A 26,876-nucleotide genomic window follows, 5' to 3' on the forward strand; every position below is an offset into this window, starting at 1 on the left:
TATGAGTTCCGTGATCGCTTCGGCCCGCTTCTCCGTCCTGGACCGCTCCCGCACCCGCGAGGGCCACTCGAACGCAGAAGCGCTGCGCGACACCGTACGGCTGGCGCGGGAGGTCGAGGCGCTCGGCTACCACCGCATCTGGGTCTCGGAGCACCACGGCGTACCCGGCGTCGCCGGTTCCGCGCCGACCGTGCTGGCCGCCGCAGTCGCCTCCGCGACCCGCACGATCCGTGTCGGCACCGGCGGTGTGATGCTGCCCAACCACCAACCGCTGGTCGTAGCCGAACAGTTCGGGGTGCTGGAATCCCTCTTCCCCGGTCGTGTCGACATGGGGCTCGGGCGGTCCGTCGGCTTCACGGACGGCGTGCGCAAGGCGCTCGGGCGGGACAAGGGGGACGCGGAGGACTTCGCGGCGCAGATCCAGGAGCTGCTCGGCTGGTTCCGCGGGACCTCGCCCACCGGGGTGCACGCGCGTCCCGCCGAGGGCCTGACCGTGCCGCCGTTCGTGCTGGCCATGGGCGAGGGCGCGGACATCGCGGCCCGCGCGGGGCTGCCGATGGTCATCGGCGACCTCAGGAACAGGGAGAGGATGCGGCGCGGGATCGATCACTATCGGGAGCACTTCCGGCCCTCCCCGTGGTCGGGTGAGCCGTACGTCGTCATCTCCGGCACGGTCGCGGTGGCCGCCACGCCCGAGGAGGCCCGGCGGCTGCTCGTGCCGGAGGCCTGGTCGATGGCGTACTCGCGTACGCACGGCACCTTCCCGCCGCTGCCGCCCGCCGAGCGCGTCGAGGCGCTGACGATGACCGGCAAGGAGCGCGGCTTGTACGAGGGCGGACTGGCCGGGCACATCGCGGGCACGGAGGATCAGGTCGCGCACGAGCTGGAGACGGTGCTGAAGGAGACGGGGGCGCAGGAGGTGCTGGTCACGACCAGTACCTACGACCGTGAGGCGCTGGTGGACTCGTACCGCAGGCTCGCCCGGATCGTGAACGCGTGACCCGGGCGAGCCTGCGGCAGCTGGATCAGTCGGTGTCGCGCGGGTCGAACGACTTGGTGTCGATCGTCAGCGGCGTCGGGAACGCGCCGGCCACCGCCTCCCAGCCCGTGAACTTGAAGTTCGTGCCCTCCCGGTCCCCGTCCGCGGGCGTGGCCTCGCCGTCGTGGGTGACCAGCAGGCCCTTGGGGAAGGACCGGCCCAGCGGGACGTTGACCACGGCCGTGCCGTCGGAGTGCTGCACGCCATCGGTGGCGGCGCTGTCGGTGACGGCGAAGGAGCCGAGGTAGGTGTTGCGGCCCTGGCGCTCGTAGACGGCGAAGGTGTTGTCGCCCTGGCTGGAGGCCAGCAGGTAGCCCTTGCCGTCGGCGGCGTGGTAGATCGCGGCGCCCTCGGCGTCGGCGCTCAGGTGCTCACCGCCGTAACCGGGGTCGCCCGCGGTGTCGATGACGCACTCCTCTTCCTCGGCGTCATACGTCCACGGCGTGCCGTACTCGCGCACCCGGTCGATCAGCTGGGGCCGCTCGAACGCCTCGTCGTCGAGGTCGACCCGCCACAGTCCGACGTCCTCCTGGGCCGCGTACAGGACGTGCTCCTCCTGGTCGACGACCATGCCCTCGACCTGCGCGTGGTCACCGGGGTCGGCGCACGGAGTCCAGCTGCTGTTGTTCGGCAGGGTGAAGGAATCGGGCAGGTCGAGGGTGTCCTCGGTCCGGTAGCCGACGCGCCCGTTCCGGTCCTCCAGCTGCAGCAGCCGTACCCGGGTCTCCGAGCGGCGCGACACCACGACGTAGGCGTTGTCGTCGTCGCTGTAGGCGGCCAGGCCGTAGGCGGTGCGCTGGTCGTCCACCTCCGCCTCGCTCGCGGAGAAGACCGGCCCGGCGTCGGCCACCGTCACGTCCTTCAACGGGGGCCTGCCCGCCGCCACGGCCGCCGGGTCGATCGCGTAGGCCCTCACCCGGTCCCGGCCGCGGTCGCTGACCAGGGCCAAGTCGGTCTTCTTGCCGCCCAGTTCGAAGCCGTGGACGACGTCGACGTTGTTGAAGCGGCCCGGCGCGGCGTCCTCGCCCGGAGCGGCGGGCGCGGCGATGTGCTGGAGCCGCTTGCCGTCGAGGCCGTAGACGTCGAGACCGGCCTCCTTGAGGGTGGCTATCACGAGGCTGCGGCCCGGGTTGTCGGGGTCGACCCAGACGGCCGGGTCGTCCGCGTCGGCGTTGCCGCCCGCCTCGTCGTCGTACACGGCGGGGGTCTCCACGCGTGCGGAGACGGAGACCGGCTGCGGGGCGGAGGCGCCCGTGACCATCAGCAGCGCGGCGGTGAGAGTGCTCAGAGCGGAAGCGCTCACGCATACTCCTCGGTTGGAAGAGAGACTGGCGAGACGCTATGGGCGGCCGGTGTGGGTGAGCCGACGGCATCGTGAACTTCGGATGGCTCATGCGGGCGCCGCGTCTGGTTCGCATAGAATCGCGGGGTTTGCCCACGACCCGACCGGCCCTCGCCGGCTCGCCCTTCCACTCGCCCCTGCCCGAGCACCTGCCCATGCACTCCCCACACGACCCGTACGTCCGTGTCCGCGGCGCCCGTGAGCACAACCTCAAGGGCGTGGACGTCGACATTCCGCGGGACGTGTTGGCCGTGTTCACGGGCGTGTCGGGGTCGGGGAAGTCGTCGCTCGCGTTCGGCACGATCTATGCCGAGGCGCAGCGCCGCTACTTCGAGTCGGTCGCGCCGTACGCGCGCAGGCTGATCCATCAGGTGGGCGCGCCGAAGGTCGGCGAGATCACCGGTCTCCCGCCCGCGGTGTCCCTCCAGCAGCGCCGCTCGGCACCGACGTCCCGCTCCTCCGTCGGCACGGTCACCAACCTCTCGAACTCCCTGCGGATGCTGTTCTCCCGCGCGGGCGACTACCCTCCCGGCGCCGAGCGGCTCGACTCGGACGCCTTCTCGCCGAACACGGCGGCCGGGGCGTGCCCGGAGTGCCACGGACTCGGCCGAGTGCACCGTACGACCGAGGAGTCGCTGGTCCCCGATCCCGGGCTGTCGATCCGCGAGGGCGCGATCGCCGCGTGGCCGGGCGCCTGGCAGGGCAAGAACCTGCGCGACATCCTCGACGCGCTCGGGTACGACGTGGACCGGCCCTGGCGCGACCTGCCCGCCGAGGAGCGGGAGTGGATCCTGTTCACCGACGAGCAGCCGGTCGTCACCGTCCACCCGGTGCGCGACGCCGAGCGCATCCAACGGCCGTACCAGGGCACGTACATGAGCGCCCGACGGTACGTGATGAAGACCTTCTCCGACTCCAGGAGCGCGACGCTCAGGGCCAGGGCGGAGCGGTTCCTCACCGCCGCGTCCTGCCCGGCGTGCGGCGGCAGCCGGTTGCGGCCCGAGGCGCTGGCGGTGACCTTCGCGGGGCGCACGATCGCCGAGCTGGCCGGGCTGCCGCTCACGGAGCTGGCGGGCACGCTGGACGGGGCGGCTTCGTCGGAGACGGCCCGTGTCCTCACCGAGGACCTCGGGTCCCGTATCGGGCCCGTCGTCGAGCTCGGCCTCGGCTACCTCAGCCTCGACCGGGCCACCCCCACGCTCTCGGCGGGCGAACTCCAGCGCCTGCGGCTCGCGACCCAGCTCAGGTCCGGGCTGTTCGGTGTCGTGTACGTCCTCGACGAGCCGTCGGCCGGACTGCACCCGGCGGACACGGAGGCGCTGCTCAGGGTGCTGGCGCGGCTGAAGGCGGCCGGGAACACGGTGTTCGTGGTCGAGCACCACCTCGATGTCGTACGGGGCGCCGACTGGCTGGTGGATGTGGGACCGCGCGCCGGTGAGCACGGCGGGCGGGTGCTGCACAGCGGGCCGGTGGCCGAGCTGGCGGCTGTCGCGGATTCGGCGACGGCCCGCTTCCTGTTCGACGACTCCCCTGCCGGCGTACGCCGAGTGCGTGTCGCGCGCGGGCAGTTGAAGGTCGGCCCGGTCACCCGGCACAACCTGCGTGGCGTCACCGCCGAGTTCCCGCTCGGCGTGTTCACCGCCGTCACGGGGGTCTCGGGATCGGGCAAGTCCACGCTCATCGGGGAGATCACCGAGGAACTGGCGGGTGTCGGGCGCCTGGTATCGGTCGACCAGAAGCCCATCGGCCGCACCCCGCGCTCCAATCTCGCCACCTACACCGGCCTCTTCGACGTCGTGCGCAAGGTGTTCGCGGCCACCGACGAGGCGCGGGCGCGTGGTTACGGTGTCGGGCGTTTCTCCTTCAACGTCGCTGGAGGTACCCCCTCTGGGGGAGGGCGGTGCGAGACGTGTCAGGGCGAGGGGTTCGTCAGCGTCGAGCTGCTGTTCCTGCCGAGCACGTACGCGCCCTGCCCGGACTGCGGCGGGGCGCGCTACAACCCCGAGACGCTCGACGTGGCGTACCGGGGGCGGAACATCGCGCAGGTCCTGGACCTCACCGTCGAGGCGGCGGCGGAGTTCTTCGCGGACACCCCCGCAGTGGCCCGCAGCCTCGGCACGCTCCTCGACGTGGGCCTCGGCTATCTGCGTCTCGGGCAGCCCGCCACCGAGCTGTCCGGCGGTGAGGCCCAGCGGATCAAGCTGGCGAGCGAGTTGCAGCGCGGCCGGCGCGGCCACACGCTCTACCTCCTCGACGAGCCGACGACCGGACTCCACCCGGCCGACGTCGAGGTGCTGATGCGCCAGTTGCACGGGCTCGTCGACGCCGGGCACACGGTCGTCGTCGTCGAGCACGACATGCCCGTCGTCGCGGGCGCGGACTGGGTGATCGACCTGGGCCCGGGCGGCGGTGACGCCGGCGGGCGGATCGTGGCGGCAGGTCCGCCCGCTCAGGTGGCACGGGCGGGGGCCGGGGCCACGGCGCCGTATCTCGCCCGGGTGATGGGGTGAGGACACACGCTCGGGTCATACCGTCATGCCGCGGGGCCTCGCGCGCGTCGTGCCCTGAGCCCCAGCGCGCGCGTCGTGCCCTGAGCCCCAGCGCGCACGTCACGCCATGCCACCCCACGCCCGGATCATGCCCGGACACCCCGCGCACGACCACGCCGTGAGATCCCGCGCCCACATCACCCCGCGAGGGCCTCACGCCCGCGTCAGGCTGTAAGTGCCTCGCGTGCCGGTGGCGCCGACGGCTGTTCGGTCGCGCGGCCGGCACCGCTGACCGGGAGGGGCACGGTGTTCCGCTGGTCGGCGGTCTCGGCCCGGTGCGTCCCGCTCAGCACGGACTCCTCGGCCGCGCGGGCCAGGGAGCGGCGGTCGGGGCGGCTGCCCGGCGCCATCGGCTCGCGCACCTCCGCCTCGGCGACCAGGTCACGTGACCGCGTCACCCGCCACACCGAGGTGAGCAGTGAGTCGTCGCCGACGAAGGCGGCCGCCGTGCTGGGCGCGCCCCCAGCCACCCGGTAGCTCAGACGCACCGGCTGCACGGCCACGTCCGCGTCGAGGGCGGCCTGGAAGGCGGCCCGGCGGAAGTAGCCCTGGGCGCGGCCGCACCAGGTGCTGCCCTCGGGGAAGACGGTGACCGCCTCGCCGGCCCGCAGCGCCCCGGCGATCCGGGCCACCGTGTCGGGCAGGGCGCGGATCCGGTCCCGGTCGATGAACAGGGCGCCGCTGCGGGCGGTCAGCCAGCCCGCCACCGGCCAGTCCCGGATCTCCGACTTGGCGAGCATCCGGGCCGGGCGCACGGCGGCGAGCAGCGGGATGTCCAGCCAGGAGACGTGGTTGGCGACGAGCAGCAGCCCGCCGTGGGGCGCGGCGCCGCCGGCGATCCGCACCCGTACCCCCGAGGCTCGAACGACCCAGCGGCACCAGCGCCGTATCAGTCCCGCGGGTATCCGCCCGCCGAGCGGGCTGGCGACGAACCCGGCGATCAGCAGGACGAGGACGGCGGCGAGTCGCAGGGCGGCCAGGGGCACGGCCCTGGCCGGTCCCGTCGCGTCCACGCACGTGCGTGGGGTGCAGGGCGCGCTGGGCCGCCAGAGGGTCGCCACCTCGACGGCGTGGGCACGCGCGGCCGGAGCGCCGGTCGTCCCGGCGGTGGGAGCGGTCGCCGTGGGGACACCCACGGCACCGAGGGAGGAGGTGCTCATGGCCGCCCCGTCCGTCACGCCGGGACGAGGGAGAGGAAGTGCCGCAGATAGCGCGGGTTGACCCGGCGCATCGACAGCAGCACGTACATGTCGGCGACCCCGAACTCCGGGTCGTGCGCGGGCTCGCCGCAGACCCAGGCGCCGAGGCGGAGGTAGCCGCGCAGGAGGGCGGGCAGCTCGATGCGCGTGGCGGGGGCGGGGCCGGTCGGCTGCCAGGGGCGCAGCGGCCGTACCCGGTACTCCTCCGGGGCCAGGTGCTTGGCCTGCACCCGGTCCCAGGTCGCGGCCGCGAGCGTGCCGCCGTCGGCGAGCGGGATGGAGCAGCAGCCGGCCAGCCACTCGTGGCCGTGGTCGACCATGTAGCGGGCGATGCCGGCCCAGATGAGGCTGATGACCGCGCCGTCGCGGTGGTCGGGGTGGACGCAGGAGCGGCCGACCTCGACCAGGTTCGGGCGCAGGGAGTCGATGCGGGAGAGGTCGAACTCGCCCTCGGAGTAGAGTCGGCCGGCGACCGCGGCCCGCTCCGGCGGGAGCAGCCGGTAGGTGCCGACGACCTGGCCCGACACCTCCTCCCGGACGAGCAGGTGGTCGCAGTACGCGTCGAAGGCGTCGATGTCCAGGCCCGGCTGAGGGGTCGCCAGCAGGGCGCCCATCTCGCCGGCGAAGACGTCGTGCCGCAGCCGCTGGGCGGCGCGCACGTCCTCCTCGTTGCGGGCGAGGCCGACGGTGTACCTGGTGGGTGCCGTGGGCTGCGGGGGACGGTCGACGGTCAGTACGCCGGTCATGGCTTACTCCTGGTCACGGGCCGGGGACGGCGAGCGGAGGGCAGTTGCGAGCGGTGCGTGGTGCCGCCCCTGTTCTTCCTATGCCGGTTGGCGTATGCGTGACCTGTGCCAGGAGAGCGGATGTGCGGATGTTGAACGGCGCGAACTCGTACCGGTCGTCCACATTCCAGTGCCCGACCGGTCAGCCGAGCGGTCCGGTGCTGTTCACCTGACGGGCGCGGAAAGGCGAGACGGGGCCGGGGAGCACCACTCCCGGCCCCGCCCGTCCGCACCTGTCGGCGAACGTCTGTTGTGCCTCAGGAACTACCGCTTCACCTTCCGCGTGGCGCGTAGCCACTCCTTGTTCATGCCGGTGATCGACATGAGCGGGATACCCTTGGGGCAGGCGGTGGCGCACTCGCCCGTGAGCGTGCACCCACCGAAGCCCTCCTCGTCCATCTGCGCCACCATGTCCAGGACACGTGTCTCGCGCTCGGGCGCCCCCTGCGGCAGCACGTTCAAGTGGTTGATCTTGGCGGAAGTGAACAACATCGCCGCCCCGTTGGGGCACGCCGCCACACACGCACCGCACCCGATGCACTCGGCGTGCTCGAAGGCGAAGTCGGCGTCCGGCTTCGGCACCGGCGTGGCATGCGCCTCGGGAGCCGCGCCCGTGGGCGCGGTGATGTAGCCACCGGCCTGGATGATCCGGTCGAAGGCCGACCGGTCCACCACCAGGTCCTTGATCACCGGGAACGCCGACGCCCGCCAGGGCTCGATGTCGATCGTGTCGCCGTCCTCGAAGGACCGCATGTGCAGCTGGCAGGTGGTCGTCCGTTCGGGGCCGTGCGCATCGCCGTTGATCACGAGCGAGCACGCGCCGCAGATCCCCTCACGGCAGTCGTGGTCGAAGGCGACCGGGTCCTCGCCCTTGAGGATGAGCTCCTCGTTGAGGGTGTCGAGCATCTCCAGGAAGGACATGTCGGAGGAGATTCCGTCCACCTCGTAGGTGGACATGGCGCCTTCGGCGTCGGCGTTCTTCTGCCGCCAGACGCGCAGGGTGAGCTTCATGCGTAGCTCCGCTGGGTGGGGTGGACGTACTCGAAGACCAGGTCTTCCTTGTGCAGCACGGGAGCGGCGCCCGTACCGGTGAACTCCCAGGCCGCCGCGTAGGCGAACTCGTCGTCCCTGCGGGCCGCCTCGCCGTCCGGTGTCTGCGACTCCTCGCGGAAGTGGCCGCCGCAGGACTCGGCGCGGTGCAGCGCGTCGAGGCACATGAGCTCGGCGAGCTCCAGGTAGTCGATGACGCGGTTGGCCTTCTCCAGCGACTGGTTGAACTCCTCGCCGGTGCCCGGGACCTTGATCCGGCGCCAGAACTCCTCCCGGATCTGCGGGATCCGCTCCAGGGCCTTGCGCAGCCCGGCGTCGGTACGGGCCATCCCGCAGAACTCCCACATCAGCTCGCCGACTTCACGGTGGAAGGAGTCCGGCGTACGGTCGCCGTCCACGGCCAGCAGGAGGCCCAGCCGGTCCTGGGTCTCGGCCAGCACCTCCTGGACCACGGGGTGCTCGTCGGTGACCTTCTCGTGGTGCGGGTTGCGGGCGAGATAGTCGTTGATGGTGGCCGGGAGGACGAAGTAGCCGTCGGCCAGGCCCTGCATGAGGGCGCTCGCGCCGAGCCGGTTCGCCCCGTGGTCGGAGAAGTTGGCCTCGCCGATCGCGAACAGGCCGGGGACGGTGGTCTGGAGGTCGTAGTCGACCCACAGGCCGCCCATCGTGTAGTGCACGGCCGGGTAGATCCGCATCGGCACCTCGTACGGATCCTCGTCGGTGATCCGCTGGTACATGTCGAAGAGGTTGCCGTACTTCGCCTCGACAGCCCCCCGGCCCATGCGCTTGATGGCGTCCGCGAAGTCCAGGTACACGCCCTGCCCGCCGGGGCCCACTCCCCTGCCCTCGTCGCAGACGTTCTTCGCGGCGCGGGAGGCGATGTCGCGGGGCACGAGGTTGCCGAAGGACGGGTAGATGCGCTCCAGGTAGTAGTCGCGCTCGTCCTCGGGGATCTTGTTCGCCGGACGGTCGTCACCCTTGGCCTTCGGCACCCAGATACGGCCGTCGTTGCGCAGCGACTCACTCATCAGCGTCAGCTTGGACTGGTGGTCGCCGGTGCGCGGAATGCAGGTGGGGTGGATCTGGGTGAAGCAGGGGTTGGCGAAGTACGCGCCGCGCCGGTGGGCCCGCCAGACGGCCGTGGCGTTGGAGTTCATGGCGTTCGTCGACAGGTAGAAGACGTTGCCGTAGCCGCCGCTGGCGAGTACGACGGCGTCCGCGAAGTACGTGTCGATGCGCCCGGTGATGAGATCGCGGGCCACGATGCCGCGCGCCCGCCCGTCGACGACGATCAGATCCAGCATCTCCGTACGCGGGTGCATCTCGACGTTCCCCGCGGCGATCTGCCGGCTGAGGGCCTGGTAGGCGCCGAGGAGGAGCTGCTGTCCCGTCTGGCCGCGGGCGTAGAAGGTACGCGACACCTGGACACCGCCGAAGGACCGGGTGTCCAGCAGACCGCCGTACTCCCTGGCGAACGGCACGCCCTGCGCCACGCACTGGTCGATGATCTCCACCGAGATCTGCGCGAGCCGGTGCACATTGGACTCCCGCGCCCGGAAGTCGCCGCCCTTGACGGTGTCGTAGAACAGCCGGTGGATGGAGTCGCCGTCGTTGCGGTAGTTCTTTGCCGCGTTGATGCCGCCCTGCGCGGCGATGGAGTGGGCGCGGCGCGGCGAGTCCTGGTAGCAGAATTGGACGACGTGGTAGCCCTGTTCGGCGAGGGTGGCACCGGCGGAGCCACCGGCCAGCCCCGTCCCCACCACGATCACCGTGTGCTTGCGCCGGTTGGCGGGGTTGACGAGTTTGGCCTCGAAGCGGCGTTTGTCCCAGCGCTCGGCGACCGGGCCGGACGGGGCCTTGATGTCGACGACGGGTTCACCGGTCGCGTAGTCGGTGTATTCGGTCATGTCAGCTCACCACTCCGGTCATGACGCCCACGGGTACCGCGATGAACCCGGCCGTGAGCAGCAGCGCGAGGACGTTCGCGACGGTCTTCAGGGCCCGGTCGCGGGTACGGCTGCCGGCGCCGAGGGTCTGGGCGGCGCTCCAGAAGCCGTGCCGGATGTGCAGGCCGAGCGCGAGCATCGCGACGATGTAGATGACGTTGCCGTACCAGGTGGAGAAGGTGTCCACGACGTTCTGGTACGGGTGGCCCTCCTGGAAGCCGCCGGCGTGCACGGTGCCGGTCGTCAGGTCGAGGATGTGCCAGACGATGAACAGGCCGAGGATGATGCCGCCCCAGCGCATGGTGCGCGTGGCGTAGGAGGCCCGCGCCTTCTTGTGCAGGTACTTGCTGGGGCGCGCCTTGATGTCGCGGCGGCTGAGCTGGTACGCCGAGGTGGCGTGGGCGACGACGGCCACGACCAGCACGATCCGGACGAGCCACAGCGTCCACTCGTAGTGCATGAACGGCTCGCCGACGGTGCGCAGCCAGTGCGCGTAGTGGTCGAACTCGCCCGCCCCGAAGAAGATCTTCAGGTTTCCGATCATGTGGACGACCAGGTACAGCAGCATGATCAGCCCGCTGACCGCCATCACGGTCTTCTTGCCGACGGTGGAGTCCCACACCGTGCGTGCCATGGACGGCCGTCGGTCCGTCCGCGTTGCCAGAGCCATGTTCATGAACGCTAGGGCCGGACAGCCCAATCGGTCCAAGACATGGTTTGGCTGGTTTCAATAGACAGGGCCTATCCTGGTTCTCGTGCAGTTCCAGCAACTCCAGTACTTCGTGGCTGTCGCCGAGACCCGGCACTTCACCCGGGCCGCGGACCTGGTCCATGTCGCGCAGCCATCGCTCTCCCAGCAGATCAAGGCGCTGGAGCGGGAGCTGGGGGCGGATCTGTTCCTGCGGGCGCGGGGCAACATCACGCTGACGGACGCCGGGGAGGCCCTGCTTCCGCTGGCCCGCCGCATCCTGGCCGACGCGGACACGGCGCGGCACGAGGTGCAGGAGCTGGCGCAGCTGCGCAGCGGCCGGGTCCGGCTGGGGGCGACGCCGAGCCTGTGCACGGGGTTGTTGCCGGACGTACTGCGCGCCTTCCACGACCGCTACCCCGGCATCCGCCTGCTGATCGAGGAGGGCGGCTCGCACGACCTGGTCCGGGAACTGGCCCGCGGCGCCCTCGACCTCGCCCTGATCGTGCTGCCGTTGCCCACGCCGTCGCCCGCGCTCACCACGGTGGAACTGCTGCGGGAGGACCTGGTCGTCGTCTCTTCCCCGGACGCACCCCGCCCCGGCCGTGCCGCCCACACCGTCCGCATCTCCGACCTGGAGGGCGAACGCCTGGTGATGTTCCGCCATGGCTACGATCTGCGCGAGCTGACCGTCGCAGCGTGCCGCGCCGAGGGCTTCGAACCGGACTTCGCGGTCGAGGGCGGCGAGATGGACGCGGTCCTGGGCTTCGTCCGCGCGGGCCTCGGCGTCGCCGTCGTCCCCCGCATGGTCGCCGCCCGCTCCGGCCCCGACCTCCACGTCACCCCTCTCGCCCGGCCCGGCCTGCACCGCACGATCGCCTTGGCCCACCGCAGCGATGTGGCTCCGCCGCGGGCGGCCAGGGAGTTGCAGCGGATGTTGCTCGAGCGGTGAGCGTGCGCTGGTGTTCCCGGAGCGCCGTAGGGGGATGGCGCCGTTCGGGTCTGCGGGTTCGCTGTGGCTGGTCGCGCCCACGCGGCGGAGCCGCATATCGATACGGCCCCGCGCCCCTCAGCCCGTTGCATCCACCAGCGCTAGTTCGTGCAGCCTGTCCGGTGGGCCCGGGCGGGCGTAGTACCAGCCCTGGGCCGTGTCGCAGCCCAGTATCCGCAGTTGCTCGGCCTGGGCGCCGGTCTCGACGCCCTCCACCGTCACCGCGAGGCTCAGGCTGTGGGCCAGGGAGACGATGCCCTCGACGATCTTGAGGTCGACGGGGTCGGCCGGGAACTGCTGCATGCTCTGGGTGAAGGAGCGGTCCAGCTTGAGGATGCTGACCGGCAGGCGGCGCAGGTTGGCGAGGTTGGAGTAGCCGGTGCCGAAGTCGTCCAGGGCGATGTCGACGCCCATCTCGGCGAGGCGGCGCAGGGGTTTCAGCAGGTCGTCGTCGGCGCCGATGAGGGCCGACTCGGTGACCTCCAGGCAGAGTGAGTCCGGCTCGACGCCCGTGCGTTCCAGGATGTCCACGGTGTCCTGGACGAGTCCAGGGTGGGTGAGCTGGCACGGGGAGAGGTTGACGTTGATGCGGAGCGGGCCCGCGTCGTCGTGGCGTTCTCGCCACTCGCGTGCCTGCCGCACCGACTGCTCCAGCACCCAGCGGCCCAGCGGCACGATGAGCCCCGTGTGCTCGGCGAGCGGGATGAACCGGTCCGGGCCGAGGATGCCGTGCTGCGGGTGCAGCCAGCGCACCAGGGCCTCCGCGCCGCGCACGCTGCCGTCGCCGAGGTGGACCAGCGGCTGGTACTCGATGAAGAACTCGCCCCGCTCCAGGGCCGTCGGCAGTGCCGTGGTCAGCCCGTGCCGGGTGATGGCGCGGGCGTCGGCCTCCGGGTCGGCCAGCTCGAAGCGGTTGCCGCCCGCCGACTTGGCCCGGTACATGGTGATGTCGGCGCTGCGCAGCACCTCCGCCGGGCTGCGCTCGCCCGACGGGCCCTCGACGATGCCGATGCTGCCGCGCACGGTCAGCTCCCGGCCGTCGACGCTGATCGGGGCGATCAGCGCGTTCATGATGCGGGCGGCGAGTTCGTCGACCTCGCGCTCGGTGTCCGGGCCGGTGGTCAGCGCCACGAACTCGTCGCCGCCGAGCCGCGCGACCATCTCGCCGGGCGCGGTGGCGCAGGCCTGCAGCCGGTCGGCGACCTCGACGAGCAGCCGGTCGCCGGCCGCGTGGCCGAGGCTGTCGTTGACGGTCTTGAAGCCGTCCAGGTCGAGGTAGCACAGGCCGAACCGCTGTCCTTCGCCGGCACCCAGTGCCTTCTCCAGGCGTTCGAAGAAGAACGTGCGGTTGGGCAGGCCCGTGAGGGCGTCGTGCGTGGCCTCGTAGCGCAGCCGGAGGTTGAGCAGGCGGCGCTCGGTGGTGTCCTCCATCAGGGCCAGCTGGTACTGCGGGTTGCCGTCGGGGTCGCGCAGCAGGGAGACGGTGAGGTTGGTCCACAGGACCGTTCCGTCAGGCCGGTAGAACGCCTTCTCGACGTGGTAGTGCTCGCGCTCGCCGCGGACGAGTTCGTCGTAGAGCTTCCAGGTCTGCGGCGCGTCCTCGGGGTGGGTCCACTCCATGACGTTACGGCCCTGCATGGTCTGCTCGGAGACGCCGAACATGCGCAGCAGCGCGCCGTTGACCTGCAGGACGTTGCCCTCGAGGTCGGCGATGCCGATTCCTATGGCCGCGCCCTCGAAGACCGCGCGGAAGCGGGCCTCGGTGGCGTGCAGCGCCTGCGCCACGACGCCCTGCGCCTTCAGGGCGGCCGCGGAGATCGCCTCCTGCTCGGCCAGCGTCCGCTCACGCAGCGCCTGGGCGAACCCGGCGGCCATGGCGTGCTGCAACCGCGAGGAGCGCGCCCGCTGGTCCTCCTGGTCCCCGTCGGTGCCGCAGTAGAGCACGAGGTAGGCGTCGACGCAGTCCAGCGAGCGGCTGAGCGCCTCGGGGTCGGTGCAGTGCGCGGTGACCAGCGCGGCACCGACCGCCCTGCCCTCGTTCGCGTCGAACGTCCTGGCCCTGAGCGCGTCGCTCAACCGCCGGGCCTGGGGCAGCAGTTGCTCCTCGAACTCCGGCCGGGTCGACGACGTCGAGGTCACCGGGAAGACCGCCCGGCTCCAGATCGTCGCGAACCGGCGCAGTCTGTCCTCCGGCCCGTCCGGCCCCGCGCTCACGCCGTACGCCCCACGCCGGCGAAACCGGAGAAGGCAAACGGATCCTCGTCCTCCGGTGCGGTGTCGGGCCGCCAGTGCGGCATCGGCACCAGTCCGGGTTCCACCATGTCGTACCCCTCGAAGAACCGCGCGATCGCCTCGCGCGAGCGCATGATCAGCGGGTTGCGAATGTCCTTGTATACGTCGACCGTGCCCTTGGCCCGCTCCTCGGGCAGTGGGATTCCCTCGTACGAGGCATGCGTGAGCACCAGCATGCTGCCGGGCGCGAGCGCGTCGCGCAGCTCGGCCACCGACTCGTACGGGTCGTCCTCGTCCTCCACGAAGTGCAGTATGGCAACGAGAAGCAGGGCGACTGGCCGGTTCAGGTCGATGAGGCGCTCGACCGCGGAACTGCTCAGGATGTCCTGGGGCTTGCGGAGGTCGGCGGCGACGACGTCGGCGCTGTCGTTGCCCTCCAGGACGGCCTGGCTGTGCGCGACGGCGACCGGGTCGTGGTCGACGTACACCACGCGCGCCTCGGGGCTGGCCGCCTGGGCCACCTCGTGGACGTTGCCGAACGTCGGGATGCCGGAGCCGATGTCCAGGAACTGGGTGACGCCCTCGTCGACCGCGAAGCGCACCGCGCGGCGCATGAACGCCCGGTTGGCCTGCATGATCTTGGGGAGCCCCGGCATGAACTCCATGGCCTTGCGGGCAGCTTCCCGGTCGACCTCGAAGTTGTGCGAACCGCCCAGGTAGTAGTCGTAGATCCGCGAGACACTGGGCACCGAGATGTCGATGCCCCGTGGGGCCCAGGCGGGACGCTCCATCTATCTCTCCAAGGCGTAGGCGATCCGGTGTTCGAGCTGAGGCTACTGATCGCCTGCCAAAGGAGCGAGCGGAAACGGAAATTGACCATCCGTTCCCGGTCACTGCCAGCGGCACGTGCCGAATTGATGCCCCGCAACCCTCCACGAGAAGCATCCGAAGCTTTCCACAGAGTCCCGAAGCATGGTGAAGGAGGGCGAAGAATGATGGTGAATGACGGCAAACCGGTCCGCCCCCTGCGCGTGAAGCTTCAGGGGGCGGACCGGTGGGTCGGGCGCGCCGTCCGTTCGTCCGGCACTCTCGCTGTTCTCGTCCCTCCCTTCCGTGGTGCGTACTCGGCTGGGTGAGGCGATCAACCTTGGGGAGGTGTGATCTTTACTTCTCCGTCGCGCCGACCGGCTTGCCGTCCGGGCGAATGGCGAACCAAGTGCCGCCGACGCCCTGACCGTTGGTGTCCCCGGGCTTCTTGTCGCCCGCGAAGGTGTAGATCGGTACGCAGTCGATGGTCTGCTGCTTGATGCCGTCGGGCCGGTCGAAGACCACGTAACCCTGCCCCCGGGGACCGGACCCCTTCAGGTCGATGCCCTCGGTGTCCTCGGCGTCGACCGGGGCGATGACCGGCCACTTCTCCAGGCACTCGCCGGTGCACGCCGTCTTCATCGGCCAGGGCGAGTCCTTCATGAAGCGGTAGACCGTGTGGCCGTTCTTGTCGATGACGATCTCGCCGAGCTTGGGGTCGTTGCGCGTCGACAGACCGGGCAGGTCGGCGGCCTCGGCGCCACCGCCCTGGGCCTTCTTGCCGGTGGGGGCGAGCGCGTACCAAGTGCCGCCCACGCCCTGACCGTTGACGTCACCGGCCTGGGTGTCCTTCGCGAAGCGGTAGGCCGGCCAGCCGTCGACCGTCAGCTGCTTGGTGCCGTCGGAGCGAGTGACCGAGCCGAGCAGCGACTCGTCGATGCCGGCGCCGGCCGCGGCGTCGTCCGCGGGGACCGGCGGCCACTTCTTCGCACAGTCGCCGTCGCAGTTCGACTTGGGCGGCTCGGCGACATCCTTGTCGAAGCGGTAGAGCGTCAGGCCGGCACTGTCGGTCAGCACCTCGCCGAGTTCCTGGTTGGTGGAAACGGACAGCTCACCGGCGGAGGTGGTCGGCGTGGCCGCGCTCTCCTGGCCGGCGGCGCCGGCGTCGTAGCCGGTTCCGTTCCCGAGGCCGGTACCTGCGGTTCCGTAATCGCCCGCCGCGGCCGTGGCACCCACGTTCTGGCTGCTCGCCGGCGGGGCGGTTTCCGAGCCGCATGCCGTCGTCAGCGCCAGCACTGCCACGGCGCTCACCACGAGCGAGGCGCTCCGCCACGAGGTATTCATCGTCAACTCCCCATAATCACAAGGGTGTTGCAGCGCCCTGCTGCGCCGCCGCACGACATGGGGTACGCACGGGAGGCACGTTCGTGTTCAATCGGCGCACAAATTTCTTTCCGAAAGCTGTGACAGCACCCGCGTCACAGCTGTGAGACCACCCCGCTTCACCTGCACGAGCCCACTCACCTCTCACGTCGCACGCACGTGCGGGCCGGGCGGTCACTCATGCGCCCTGCGGCCAAACCTTTCGAGGGCCGCCTGTCGCCCGATCGGGGCAATCCGGTCGCACTCCGGCGCGTGGGGACGTGCACGGGACTGAAGATCTTCGTCGTGCATGGACTCGAACCGATCCCATCCACCCTGACCGCAAGGGTGTTGACGGTGGTGACACTGACCTGGCTCCTGGTGGCGGCACCGGCCGGGGTGGCCGTGGCCGACGTCTGCGCCTACGCCGAGACCGGCCCCGACGGCGCGACGGCGGTGGCGGTCGTCGGAACCCTCACCTGGCCGACGCCCACGCAGTGCCCGGCACCGACGCCCACTCCCACACCGACGCCGACACCCACGCCCACGCCGAAACCGACGCCCACGCCCACGCCCACGCCGGACCCCACACCGACGCCACCGCCGAAAACCACCCCCAGCCAGAAGCCCAAGCCGCCGCCGCCACCTCCACCGCCACCACCCCCGGCCACACCGGCTCCTCAGCCCGCGCCACCACGCCCGAGGCCGACACCGACCTCGACGCCGCCCCCGAAGCCGTCGGTCAAACCCACGCCGACTCCGTCAGCCACCCCCGTGCACTACCCGCCCTACCGCGCCACCTCGCACCGGCGGGCCGCCCACGACGCGCCGTCGCCCCTCACCTTCGTCCTGCTCATCGCCGCGCCCGCGATCGCCGCCGTCGCCGCGCTGCGCCCGCGCTGAACCTGGAGGCTTCCCTTGCCGGAATGGCTTGTTCTCACCCTCGCGATGCTGGCCGCCTGCTCCGTGGTGGTCATCATCACCTTCCTACGGCACCGCACCGCCCCCGACGACGAGGATCCCTCCGAGACTCCGGACGTCATCGAGTACATGACGATGTGGATCGGTGTGGTGTACGCCATCGTGCTGGGCCTGGCCATCGCCGGCGTGTGGGAGGGCCGCAGCGCCGCCGAGGACCACGTCCAGGCGGAGGCCGTGGCGCTGCACGAGGTGTCGGAGCGGGTCCGGGTCTATCCCGCCGACATCCGTGACCGTATTCGTGACGACGTCAACACCTATGTCGGACACGTCGTCACCACCGAGTGGAAGTCGATGGCCGACGACGGCCGGATGACCGACCGCGGCGCCGAGCTCTTCCAGCGCATCCGCGAGGACGTCACCGACTACAAGCCGAGGACGGACTTCGAGGCGCAGGCCTACCAGCCGCTCCTCGACCAGGTGACCGCCGCCGACCAGGCACGCAACGCCCGCGCGAACTCGACCGGGGAGACCATGCCGGGGGTGGTGTGGTTCGGGCTCATCACCGGCGGCGTCGTCACCATCGGGATGATCTTCGCCCTGCAGATCCGGCGCACTCCGCGCGAGCTGGTCCTCGCCGGGCTGTTCTCCGCGCTGATCGCCTTCCTGCTCTTCCTCATCTGGGACTTCGACGCGCCGTACAGCCGTGGGGTCACGGCATCGGCGGAGCCGTTCCTGGACCTCTTCCCCCAGGCCAAGGGCTGACGCACCCTCACCTGACGGGCTGCCGGGGGACGTGCGGAGCCGGCGAGGGCACCGTACGCGTCGCCGCCACGCCGCTCCGTTCCCCCGGGAGTGCCAATTCCGTCCCCTGAGCGGCCCACACGGTTGCCCCATTCGTACGACAGCGATCGCGCGGGTGTGCGCGCCTTCCTAGCGTTCCGATCACCGAGGTGCATTTCCGGCGCGAGCGGACAGGGGTCCGCGGCTGCTCCTCGGGGACCCGGAGGGAACACCATGCGCGCGATACGCGCCGCTTCGGCCGCACTGATGGGCGTCAGCGCCCTTGTCGTCAGCTCCCCCGTCGCCCAGGCCCGCGCGGCCACCGAGGGCTTCCGGGTCGCCGTCCTGCCCTCCACCGTCGCCCCCGGTGGACACGTCACGCTGCACGCGGCCGGCTGCGAGCAGAGCGTCAGCGTCTCGTCGGGGGTCTTCGACACGATCATCATTCCCCAGGGGCGGACCTGGGCCAGGGCCGTGGTGGACCGGGACGCCGAGCCGGGTGCCGTGTACGAGGTGTCGTTCCACTGCGGCACCTTCTGGCAGGACGTCGACCTCACCATCGCCGGCGGCCGGGCGTCCGCTCCCCCGCACTGGCAAAAGGGCGTGGCCGCGGGTGGGGGCGGCAGCCTGGGCGACCTGAACCTGAAGGAGATCGGCATGGGCGCCGCGCTGATCGCGGGCTCGCTCGGGACGGCGTACCACCTCTCGCGGCGCGGCGACGACGAGGACGGCTCCTGACACCGTCGCCCGCACAGACGTGGCCTCGCCCCGGATTCCCGTTCAAACGGGGCCGGGGCGAAGTGCTGCTGAGTGAACCTGCGACTCTCTCCAACGGGCAACGGTCAGGTCCGCTTCTCCGCCCGCCTCCGCATCCAGAACACCCCGCCACCGACGACGGCCACGGCAATGAGACCACCTCCGATGGCCATGTCGGTCGGCGTCGCACCCGTGGAGGTGCTGCCGCCGAGACCGCCGCGGACGCCGCCGATGACGGTGAACGCGTTCGGGTGGGTGAGGGGCCTGCCCGCGCCCGTGCAGCGGACCGTGATGCTGTGCGCACCCGGCCTCGCGCGCCTGTCGATGGTCGCAACGCCCTTCGCCGTGCTGCCGCCCACAGGGGTCAGCGTCGTGGGCTTGAACGCGTCCGAGGTCGCGGTGCCGCCGTTCGGGCAGCCGTCGACGGTGATGGTCAACTGCCCGCCGCGCGGGATGACGCTGGGCAGGGCGACGATGTTGCTCGGTCCGATGGGCAGGCCGTCCCGGGCGACGGCCGCCGGGGCGGCGACACCGAGGGCGGCGACCGCGGTGGCAGCGGCCACCAGGGCACGAGTAGTACGCATGTGATCCTCCGCGGAAGACGCCCCGGGAACCGTCCCCGGTCGAGTCGGCGAGAAAGCGCCTCCCAGAAAAACCCTCAGATGCCCTGCCCGAGGCCGCATTTCGGCGATGGTCCGTCCTGGTGAGAGGACACGCCGACGGACAACCCCGCAATCGGAATTGCCGCAGGTCACGGACCGTCAGATTTTTCCGGCCGACGGCAACTCGGATGGCGCACCGATCGGCTCGGGGCCACCCGTTCGCATCCACCCCGTCGCCGGTTCCACGCGCGGGACTTAGCGTTTTCGTATGCGCGATTGGCGGGGCGACGGCCGCGTCGAGAGGGGAAGGCGAATGTACGGGAACGAGCAGGCCGAAGAGGAGGAGCGGCGCAAGAAGCGTGCTCCTTGGGGCGTGATAGCGCTTGTTCTGCTGACCGGTCTCGCGCTCATTCGCAATGGCTCGGGGGAGTTCGACGTGGGTCCGCCGCAGCCCGCGTCGGCGGCGGCCGCCGACAGCCAAGTATCCAGCGGCCTCTTCGCCGGTGTGGCGCAGCCGATGCCGTACGCCCTGCCGGAGCGGGTCCGGATCCCCTCGATCCAGGTCGACGCGCCGATGATCCCGGTCGGTCTGGACGCGGACGGCTGGGTCGGCGCCCCGCCCCCGGAGGACCCGAACCTGGCGGGCTGGTTCACCGGATCCGTCTCTCCCGGTGAGAAGGGCACGGCGGTGGTCGTCGGCCATGTCGACAACAGTCAGGGCCCCGCCGTGTTCTACAGCCTCGGAGCGCTCAAGCCCGGCAGTCGCGTCGAGATCTCCCGGCAGGACGGAAAAACGGCCGTGTTCGAGATCTACGGTGTCGAGGTGTTCGAGAAGAACAACTTCCCGGGCGACCGGGTCTACGCCTCGAAGGGGAGCGCGGAATTGCGGGTCATCACCTGCGGCGGCGGTTTCTCGAAGCAGAACGGCTACGACGGGAACGTCGTCGCTTTCGCCAGCCTGGTCGAGGTCCACTGAGCGATTTCCAACCTCCGCGTCCACACCGGGGCTACTCCGTGCCGGCCGCCGGCAGGCGCTCCGGCAGCCCGAGCCGCGGGAACTGGTCGTCGTGGAACGTGACGATCTCGGTGATCGCCCCGCCGGTGACCCGCAGGACGTCGATCGTCAGCGGCAGGTACGCGCCCTCCTGCTCCTGCCAGAGGTAGAAGGCGACGGCCGGCTGCCGGTTCACGGAGGTGAGGACGGCGCGCAGGCCCTTCATGCCCTCGAAGCCGCTCTCGACCCAGTCGTTCACCACCGCGTCGCGGCCGACGTACAGGCCCGGCGTGGGCGGCATCGAGCAGCGGACGTCGTCCCGCAGCATCGCGGCGAGCGCCGGGACGTCCGTGGCCACGCTGGCGTCGGTGTAGCGGCGCACCAGCTCGCGCGTCCCGGCGTCCTCCTCGCCGCCGGTCCAGTCCTGCCGCTCGGCGGGCAGATGCTCCCGCATGCCGGCGCGGGCCCGCTGCAGCGCGCTGTTCACGGAGTTGACGGAGTCGCCGAGGAGCTCCGCTACCTCCTTCGCCGGCCAGCCGAGCACGTCCCGCAGGATCAGCACGGCCCGCGGGCGCGGCGCGAGGTGCTGGACCGCGACCAGGTACGCCAGCTCGATCGTCTCCCGCGCGACGGCAACGGTCTCCGGCCCGTCCGCGTCGCCCGCGGGTAGCTCGTCGAGCAGCCGGTCCGGGTAGGGCTGCAGCCACAGCACCTCGCCGCCGGTCGCCGGCTCCGGGCGGCACTTGGCGAGCAGGTCCAGGCAGGCGTTGGTGGCGATCCGGTACAGCCAGGCCCGGAACGTCGACCGCCCCTCGAAGGTCTCCCGCCGCCGCCAGGCACGCAGGAACGTCTCCTGAACGGCGTCCTCGGCGTCCTCGAACGACCCGAGCATCCGGTAGCAGTGCACGTGCAGCTCCCGCCGGTGCCGCTCCACCAGCCCCGAGAACGCCGGCTCGTCGACCTCGCCCAGACCGCTCACGCCCAGCTCCTCCAGCCGCGTGTCCGCACTCATCACGTCATCCCTCCGCCACGTCGTGTCCCTTCGTAGGTGTGACGGGTGCGGGCGCGAAAACTCATCACCAGGGTCGGTCGGCATGGCTGATCCAGAGCACCGCCCACCGTCGGGAGACGTTCCCGTCAGGTGTACCGCCGTTCCGGGACGGTCACGAAATACCCGGAGTCCAGCAGCTGCGGCAGATAGGCGCGCAGGGCCATGACGCTCTGGGAGCGGTCGCCCCCGGCGTCGTGCGAGAGCACCACGACGCCGGGGGCGGCGCCTTCCTCGACCCGGTCGACGATCGCGCGGGTGCCGGGGCTCATCCAGTCGAGGGTGTCGACGGTCCAGGCCAGCGGCTCCATGCCCAGCTCGGCGCCGAGCTGGAAGGCGGCGCGGTTCCAGGCGCCGTAGGGCGCGCGGAACCAGAGGGGGCGTTCGCCGTACGACTTCTCGACGATGTCGCTGGTGCGCTCCATCTCGGCGCGGATCCGGCCGCGGCTGAGGCGGGTGAGCAGCGGATGGGACCAGGTGTGGTTGCCGACGACATGGCCCTCGTCGGCCATCCGCGCGAGGAGGTCCCTGTTGTCGGCGACCATCTCGCCGCACACGAAGAACATGGCGCGCACGTCGTACTCGCGCAGGGTGTCCAGGATGTACGGGGTGTAGCGGGCGTCGGGTCCGTCGTCGAAGGTCAGCACCATGGTGCGGCCCCGCCCGGACACCCGCAGGAACGGCTTGCGCCGTACCAGGGTCCGGCGGGGCGCCGCGCGGGGCGGGCTGTACCCCATGAGGGGCTCCAGCCGGTAGGCGGAGGGCTTGAGCGGGCGGTGCGCCTGCGGGCCCGCGGCCGGGGCGGCGGGCCGGACCGGCTCCTCGCCCGCGACCGTCGCGAACACCCCGGTGCCGGCGGCGCCGACGGCGGCGGCACCGGCGAGCAGCGCGCGGCGCCGCGTGAACGGACGTCTGAGCGACTGATCCTTCGTCATGAATGATCAGTCGCCCGGTGCGGGACCGACGCACCACTCGACACCGGTACGGCGGCAGGAAAACCCCCGACCGGATCAGCAGCGGTTGCAGGTGACGCCTTGTCAGCGTCGGCGTACCAGGGGGAACGGGAGGGTCTCGCGGATCGTCAGGCCGGTGAGGAACATGACCAGCCGGTCGACGCCGATGCCGAGGCCGCCGGTGGGCGGCATGGCGTACTCCAGGGCGTCGAGGAAGTCCTCGTCGAGTTCCATCGCCTCGGGGTCTCCGCCCGCGGCGAGCAGGGACTGGGCGGTGAGGCGGCGGCGTTGTTCGACGGGGTCGGTGAGTTCGGAGTAGGCGGTGCCGAGTTCGGTGCCGAAGGCGACCAGGTCCCAGCGCTCGGCGAGCCGGGGGTCCGTGCGGTGCTGGCGGGTGAGCGGGGAGACGTCGGTGGGGAAGTCCTTGTAGAAGGTGGGCAGCTGGGTCTTCTCCTCGACGAGGCGCTCGTACATCTCCAGGACGACGTCGCCGTGGCCGTCGTCGGCCGTGTAGGGCACGCCCGCGCGGTCGCAGTGCCGGTGCAGTCTGAGCAGCTCGGTGTCGGGGTCGATCTCCTCCCCCAGTGCCTCGGAGATCGCGCCGTACACCGTCTTGACCGGCCACTTCCCGGAGATGTCGTACTCCTGGCCGTCCTTGCGGGCGATCGGTGAGCCGAAGGCGGCGGTCGCGGAGCCCTGGATCAGCTCGCGGACGAGGTCGAGCATCACGTCGTAGTCGGCGTACGCCTGGTAGGCCTCCAGCATCGTGAACTCGGGGTTGTGCTTGTAGTCGACGCCCTCGTTGCGGAAGGTGCGGCCCAGCTCGAAGACCTTCTCCATGCCGCCGACGCAGAGCCGCTTCAGGTACAGCTCGGGGGCGATGCGCAGGTAGAGGTCGAGGTCGTAGGCGTTGATGTGGGTGGTGAAGGGGCGGGCGTTGGCGCCGCCGTGGATCTGCTGCAGGACCGGCGTCTCGACCTCCAGGTAGCCGCGTTCCAGCAGTCCCTGGCGCAGGGCCTGGACGGCGGTGGAGCGGGCGCGGACCACCTCGCGGGCTGCGGGGCTGGAGAGCAGGTCGAGGTAGCGCATGCGGACCTTGGTCTCGGGGTCGGCGAGACCGCGGCGCTTGTCGGGCAGGGGGCGCAGGCACTTGGCCGTCAGCTGCCAGGAGGTGACGAAGACGGTCGGCTCCCCCTTGTCGCTGACGCCGGCCAGGCCGGTGGCGCTGATGAGGTCGCCGATGTCGGTGTCGGCGGTGAAGCGGTCGAGGGCGGCACCGGAGTCCCCCCGGGTGAGGGCGAGTTGGTGGTCACCGGACCAGTCGCGCAGTACGGCGAAGACGATGCCGCCGAAGTCGCGGACGAGCATGATGCGGCCGGCGACGGTGACCTGCTCGCCCTCGCGGACCTCGGCGAGGGCGTGGGTGCGGGCCGGGATGCCCACCGGGTAGGGGTCGATGCCGTCCGCGCGGAGCCGGTCGAGGGTGTGGTGCCGGATGCGGACCTGCTCGGGCAGGCCCGCATCCGGCCCGGCCGCCCCGGCCTCGTCCCCTCCTTCGAGGCCGAGCGCCGCCAGCGAGGGCAGTCCTTCGGTGGTCGCCGGGCGCGCTCCGTTCCTCGGGTGCCCCTTTCCGCGGAGTTTGCGCATCGACGGTACGGAGACGAAGCCCTCGGCGATGCCGGAGGCGAGGCCGATGCGGGCGAGGGCGGCGGCCTCGCCGTAGCAGAGGAAGCGCGGGAACCACTGGGGGCGGTACTTGGCGTTGGAGCGGTAAAGGGCTTCCAGCTGCCACCACTTGGAGAAGAACAGCAGCAGTCGCCGCCACAGCCGCAGCACCGGTCCGGCGCCGATGCGGGCGCCCTCCTCGAAGACCGAGCGGAACACGGCGAAGTTCAGCGAGATCCTGCGGATGCCCATCTTGGGCGCCGCCGCGCACAGGTCGGCGACCATGAACTCCATCACGCCGTTGGGGGCGGCCCGGTCACGGCGCATCAGGTCCAGGGAGATGCCCTCCTTGCCCCAGGGCACGAAGGAGAGCACGGCGAGCAGCTCGCCGTTCTCGCCGAGGGCCTCGACGAGGAGGCAGTCGCCGTCGGCCGGGTCGCCGAGGCGGTCGAGGGCCATGGAGAAGCCGCGCTCGGTCTCGGTGTCGCGCCAGGCGTCGGCCTTGCCGATCACCTCCTCCATCTCCGCCTCACCGAGGGTGGAGTGGCGGCGGATACGGCAGTGGGCGCCGGTGCGCCGGACGCGCTGCACGGCCTGCCGGGTGACCCGCATGTCACGGCCGTCCAGGTCGAAGTCCGGTACGTACACGATCGCCTCGTCGCCGAGCTGGAGGGCGCCGAGTCCGGCGCGCGCGTAGGCCCGGGCACCGTCCTCGGAGGCGCCCATCGCGGCGGGCACCCAGGCATAGCGGCGGGCCAGGTCCAGCCAGACGGCGATGGCGTGCGGCCAGGCCTCCCGGTCGCCCACCGGGTCCCCGCTGGCGAGGCAGACCCCGGCCTCGACACGGTAGGTGACGGCGGCTTTTCCGCTGGGTGAGAAGACGACGGCCTTGTCGCGCCGGGTGGCGAAGTAGCTGAGGGAGTCCTGGTCGCCGTATGCCTTGATCAGGGCGCGGATGCGGGCCTCCTCGTCGTCGTGCAGGGCTGCCTCCATGCGCTGCGAGCGGAACAGGGTCGCGGCGGCGTTGAGGAGGGCGAAGGCGCCGAACAGACCGAGCAGGAAGTACAGGGGGCGGGGCGGGCGTCCGTCGTAGGTGGTGCCGGAGACGAGGCCGCCGCACACGCGGTCGGCGGCCCACGCCAGCCGCTGGCTCTGCGGCAGTGTGCCGGGGAACAGCTCAACGAGCCCCCAGCCGACCAGGACCCCCACGAGGAGGCCGACGACCAGGACACCGAGGGCTCTGCGCACGGCAGCACGGCGGGAGGCGGCGTAGAACTCGTTGCGGGCGACGACGAGCAGGGCCAGGGCGAGGCCGCACACGACTAGGGAAGGGACGGAGTCGGAGTGGTCGCCGACGACCGTGCCGAGGATGTCGGCCAGGACGAGCAGGCCCAGATAGACGACGACCAGCCACCAGGCGATCTTCTTGCGTGCGGCCGTGGCGGCGGCGAGCAGGAAGAGGAAGACGGCGTAGGCGAGGTTGGCACTGACCGGGACGATGATCTGGTCCAGGGCGTGCACGACCGGGCGGAGCGCCGTGCGCAGCGGCGGGATGAAGGCCAGCAGGACGCAGAGCAGTCCGAGGGCGCCGAAGAAGGTCGCGAAACCCTCCGGAACCCTGCTGAGAAAGCGGTTCCCGGGCGGCCCGGTCCGGCCCGTGGTGTCCTTCGCCGGGGCGGCCTCCACGGTGGCACTCATGTTCCGACTGTAGGAAGCCCGCGGCCTCCTCGCCCGTCGAGCGCCCTGCCCGGCGGCGCGACCTGCGGCTTCCGATAGCCTCCCTGCCGTGACGGAACAGCACTCGCACCGGTTCGAGCGGGGCACGGACGGGCCCAAGGTCATCGTGGTCGGGGTGGACGGCTCCGACTCCTCGCTGCGGGCGGCGGCCTACGCCGGTGGTCTGGCCCGGCGCCAGAACGCCCTGCTCGCCGTCGTGTACGTGCAGCCGGTGATGGCGGCGGGCGCGGCCCTCGGGGTGCCGGTCGCGGAGACGACCGACGAGATCGCCGAGGACCTGATCGCCCAGATCCGGGACGCGACCGAGCGGGTCAAGGGCATATTCGACGTCCGCTGGGAGTTCCACACCTTCCCCGGGGACCCCTACAACGGGCTGGTGAAGGCGGCGGACGACCTGAAGGCCGACGCCGTGGTGGTGGGCGCGTCGGAACAGGCCGGGCACCGGATCGTCGGCTCGGTCGCGGTGCGGCTGGTCAAGGCGGGGCGGTGGCCGGTGACGGTGGTGCCTTAGTCCTGGGTCAGAGTCACCGGCCGGTGTACGGCAGGCCTGCAGCGATCGACGATGTTGCGATGACCGCATTCGACGTTGACGCCTTCGCTGGAGCCGGCGGGGGTCAGACGGTCCGGAGGAAGTCGAGCAGGATGCCGTTGAATTCCTCGGGCTTCTCCAGGTTCGGGTAGTGCCCGACACCGTCGACGGTGACCGAGCGGCCGTCGGGCACCGTGCGGGCGACGCGTTCCGCCATCGCGATGCTGTCGGGCGCGTTCAGTGCGCCGTGGATGGCGAGGACCGGGACGTCGATCTTCGGCAGACGGGACCAGGTGTCGGTCACGGGCACCTTCCAGTCCTTCTCACCCGGTGTGTGCTTGGCGAGCGTGTGCGCGCACATCTCCTGTAGTCGTCGTACGACTTCGGGAGCGACCTCGTCCGGCGTACGGTGCGGGCCCGCCACGCCCCGTGCGAAGTGGTCGAGCCATCCCCCGACGTCTCCGGTGCCCAGCAGACGGGCTGCCTCTGCCACGTGCTCCAGGGTCCGTGGGTCCTTGAACTCGAACTCGCTGGTCCCGGCTCCGCTGACGACGACCGCGCGGACCAGTTCGGGGTACTCCAGCGCCGTGTCGGTCGCCACGGCCGAGCCCATGCACAGGCCGACGAGGACCGCGGGACCGGTGTCGAGGTGGCGCAGCAGGCCGGCGAGGTCGTCCGCCCAGCGGAACGGGCGGCTCGCGTTGGCGGAGAAGCCATGGCCGCGCACGTCGGGCGCGATCACCCGGTGGTGAGCGGCGAGGGCCTGTATCTGGTCGTCGAAGACTCGGTGGTCGGCGAATCCGGAGTGGAGCAGCACCACGGGATCGCCGGTACCCGCGTCGCGGTAGGCCAGGTCTCCGTCGGCCGATGGGAAGAAGTTCAGTCCAGCAGCTGTCATGAC

At 71.2% G+C, this 26,876-nt stretch carries 22 protein-coding genes; 8 read left to right on the forward strand and 14 right to left on the reverse strand.

Features of this window, described 5'->3' with window-relative positions; all coding sequences use genetic code 11:
* The first annotated feature begins 1 nt into the window (after nucleotide 1).
* Nucleotides 2–1,000 (forward strand): LLM class flavin-dependent oxidoreductase, encoded by a 999-nt coding sequence (locus IF78_RS0117635; RefSeq protein ID WP_031482417.1) that lies wholly within the window; start codon nucleotides 2–4, stop codon nucleotides 998–1,000.
* Between the two features lie 25 nt (nucleotides 1,001–1,025).
* Here the strand turns inward: IF78_RS0117635 and IF78_RS0117640 are convergent, their stop codons facing one another.
* Nucleotides 1,026–2,342, reverse strand: coding sequence for a phytase (locus tag IF78_RS0117640; RefSeq protein ID WP_031482419.1), 1,317 nt, complete (start codon nucleotides 2,340–2,342; stop codon nucleotides 1,026–1,028).
* A 194-nt stretch (nucleotides 2,343–2,536) separates the two neighbouring features.
* Here IF78_RS0117640 and IF78_RS0117645 point away from each other — a divergent pair, with 194 nt between their 5' ends.
* Nucleotides 2,537–4,891 carry an ATP-binding cassette domain-containing protein gene (locus tag IF78_RS0117645; RefSeq protein WP_031482421.1) on the forward strand — a complete coding sequence of 785 codons (2,355 nt, stop codon included), beginning with the start codon at nucleotides 2,537–2,539 and terminating at the stop codon, nucleotides 4,889–4,891.
* Between the two features lie 203 nt (nucleotides 4,892–5,094).
* On the opposite strand, the gene IF78_RS0117650 is transcribed toward IF78_RS0117645, so the two are convergent.
* The 5 genes from IF78_RS0117650 to IF78_RS0117670 form a co-directional block, all read right to left on the reverse strand.
* Nucleotides 5,095–6,090, reverse strand: a complete 996-nt coding sequence (locus IF78_RS0117650) for a lysophospholipid acyltransferase family protein (RefSeq protein ID WP_078662486.1) — start codon at nucleotides 6,088–6,090, stop codon at nucleotides 5,095–5,097.
* Nucleotides 6,091–6,104: 14 nt separating this feature from the next.
* The gene (locus tag IF78_RS0117655; protein ID WP_031482425.1) at nucleotides 6,105–6,875 is read right to left on the reverse strand and encodes a GNAT family N-acetyltransferase; all 771 of its coding nucleotides are present in this window, start codon (nucleotides 6,873–6,875) and stop codon (nucleotides 6,105–6,107) included.
* Nucleotides 6,876–7,178: 303 nt separating this feature from the next.
* Nucleotides 7,179–7,925: a succinate dehydrogenase/fumarate reductase iron-sulfur subunit gene (locus IF78_RS0117660; protein WP_031482427.1), complete on the reverse strand. Its 747-nt coding sequence runs from the start codon at nucleotides 7,923–7,925 to the stop codon at nucleotides 7,179–7,181.
* The gene (locus IF78_RS0117665) at nucleotides 7,922–9,871 is read right to left on the reverse strand and encodes a fumarate reductase/succinate dehydrogenase flavoprotein subunit (protein ID WP_031482429.1); all 1,950 of its coding nucleotides are present in this window, start codon (nucleotides 9,869–9,871) and stop codon (nucleotides 7,922–7,924) included. Before IF78_RS0117665 ends, IF78_RS0117660 begins: the two co-directional genes overlap by 4 nt.
* A 1-nt stretch (nucleotide 9,872) precedes the next feature.
* Entirely contained in the window at nucleotides 9,873–10,544 is a 672-nt protein-coding gene (locus tag IF78_RS0117670) for a succinate dehydrogenase (protein ID WP_031482431.1), read from the reverse strand.
* Between the two features lie 121 nt (nucleotides 10,545–10,665).
* Here IF78_RS0117670 and IF78_RS0117675 point away from each other — a divergent pair, with 121 nt between their 5' ends.
* Complete coding sequence (locus IF78_RS0117675) at nucleotides 10,666–11,550, forward strand: LysR family transcriptional regulator (protein ID WP_031482433.1); 885 nt, start codon at nucleotides 10,666–10,668, stop codon at nucleotides 11,548–11,550.
* 117 nt (nucleotides 11,551–11,667) lie between these two features.
* Here the strand turns inward: IF78_RS0117675 and IF78_RS0117680 are convergent, their stop codons facing one another.
* From IF78_RS0117680 to IF78_RS0117690, 3 genes are all read right to left on the reverse strand, one after another.
* The gene (locus tag IF78_RS0117680) at nucleotides 11,668–13,803 is read right to left on the reverse strand and encodes a putative bifunctional diguanylate cyclase/phosphodiesterase (protein WP_031482435.1); all 2,136 of its coding nucleotides are present in this window, start codon (nucleotides 13,801–13,803) and stop codon (nucleotides 11,668–11,670) included.
* Nucleotides 13,800–14,612, reverse strand: a complete 813-nt coding sequence (locus IF78_RS0117685) for an SAM-dependent methyltransferase (RefSeq protein ID WP_031482437.1) — start codon at nucleotides 14,610–14,612, stop codon at nucleotides 13,800–13,802. Before IF78_RS0117685 ends, IF78_RS0117680 begins: the two co-directional genes overlap by 4 nt.
* A 373-nt stretch (nucleotides 14,613–14,985) precedes the next feature.
* Nucleotides 14,986–15,972, reverse strand: a complete 987-nt coding sequence (locus tag IF78_RS0117690; protein WP_031482439.1) for an SCO0930 family lipoprotein — start codon at nucleotides 15,970–15,972, stop codon at nucleotides 14,986–14,988.
* A 375-nt stretch (nucleotides 15,973–16,347) separates the two neighbouring features.
* Here IF78_RS0117690 and IF78_RS48465 point away from each other — a divergent pair, with 375 nt between their 5' ends.
* The 3 genes from IF78_RS48465 to IF78_RS0117710 all read left to right on the forward strand — a co-directional run bounded on the left by IF78_RS48465 (nucleotide 16,348) and on the right by IF78_RS0117710 (nucleotide 18,429).
* Entirely contained in the window at nucleotides 16,348–16,893 is a 546-nt protein-coding gene (locus tag IF78_RS48465) for a hypothetical protein (protein ID WP_158751431.1), read from the forward strand.
* A gap of 15 nt (nucleotides 16,894–16,908) precedes the next feature.
* On the forward strand, nucleotides 16,909–17,673 hold the full coding sequence (locus IF78_RS0117705; protein WP_078662487.1) for a bestrophin-like domain: 765 nt from the start codon (nucleotides 16,909–16,911) through the stop codon (nucleotides 17,671–17,673).
* Nucleotides 17,674–17,925: 252 nt separating this feature from the next.
* Nucleotides 17,926–18,429 (forward strand): hypothetical protein, encoded by a 504-nt coding sequence (locus IF78_RS0117710; protein WP_031482443.1) that lies wholly within the window; start codon nucleotides 17,926–17,928, stop codon nucleotides 18,427–18,429.
* A gap of 104 nt (nucleotides 18,430–18,533) precedes the next feature.
* Here IF78_RS0117710 and IF78_RS0117715 read toward each other — a convergent pair whose 3' ends face one another.
* A complete protein-coding gene (locus IF78_RS0117715; RefSeq protein ID WP_031482445.1) occupies nucleotides 18,534–19,031 on the reverse strand; it encodes a hypothetical protein in 498 nt (165 codons plus the stop codon).
* A gap of 331 nt (nucleotides 19,032–19,362) precedes the next feature.
* On the opposite strand from IF78_RS0117715, the gene IF78_RS0117720 reads away from it, so the two are divergent.
* The gene (locus tag IF78_RS0117720) at nucleotides 19,363–20,025 is read left to right on the forward strand and encodes a class F sortase (RefSeq protein WP_031482447.1); all 663 of its coding nucleotides are present in this window, start codon (nucleotides 19,363–19,365) and stop codon (nucleotides 20,023–20,025) included.
* Nucleotides 20,026–20,056: 31 nt separating this feature from the next.
* Here the strand turns inward: IF78_RS0117720 and IF78_RS0117725 are convergent, their stop codons facing one another.
* From IF78_RS0117725 to lysX, 3 genes are all read right to left on the reverse strand, one after another.
* Nucleotides 20,057–21,055, reverse strand: a complete 999-nt coding sequence (locus IF78_RS0117725) for an RNA polymerase subunit sigma-70 (RefSeq protein ID WP_031482449.1) — start codon at nucleotides 21,053–21,055, stop codon at nucleotides 20,057–20,059.
* Between the two features lie 125 nt (nucleotides 21,056–21,180).
* Nucleotides 21,181–22,026 carry a polysaccharide deacetylase family protein gene (locus IF78_RS0117730; protein ID WP_031482450.1) on the reverse strand — a complete coding sequence of 282 codons (846 nt, stop codon included), beginning with the start codon at nucleotides 22,024–22,026 and terminating at the stop codon, nucleotides 21,181–21,183.
* A 102-nt stretch (nucleotides 22,027–22,128) separates the two neighbouring features.
* Nucleotides 22,129–25,407: a bifunctional lysylphosphatidylglycerol synthetase/lysine--tRNA ligase LysX gene (lysX, locus tag IF78_RS0117735; RefSeq protein ID WP_031482452.1), complete on the reverse strand. Its 3,279-nt coding sequence runs from the start codon at nucleotides 25,405–25,407 to the stop codon at nucleotides 22,129–22,131.
* A gap of 88 nt (nucleotides 25,408–25,495) precedes the next feature.
* Here lysX and IF78_RS0117740 point away from each other — a divergent pair, with 88 nt between their 5' ends.
* The gene (locus IF78_RS0117740; RefSeq protein ID WP_031482454.1) at nucleotides 25,496–25,957 is read left to right on the forward strand and encodes a universal stress protein; all 462 of its coding nucleotides are present in this window, start codon (nucleotides 25,496–25,498) and stop codon (nucleotides 25,955–25,957) included.
* Between the two features lie 103 nt (nucleotides 25,958–26,060).
* Here IF78_RS0117740 and IF78_RS0117745 read toward each other — a convergent pair whose 3' ends face one another.
* Nucleotides 26,061–26,873, reverse strand: a complete 813-nt coding sequence (locus IF78_RS0117745; RefSeq protein ID WP_031482456.1) for an alpha/beta fold hydrolase — start codon at nucleotides 26,871–26,873, stop codon at nucleotides 26,061–26,063.
* Between the last annotated feature and the right edge of the window lie 3 nt (nucleotides 26,874–26,876).

This window comes from Streptomyces bicolor (assembly GCF_000719285.1).
Taxonomy (GTDB): domain Bacteria; phylum Actinomycetota; class Actinomycetes; order Streptomycetales; family Streptomycetaceae; genus Streptomyces; species Streptomyces bicolor.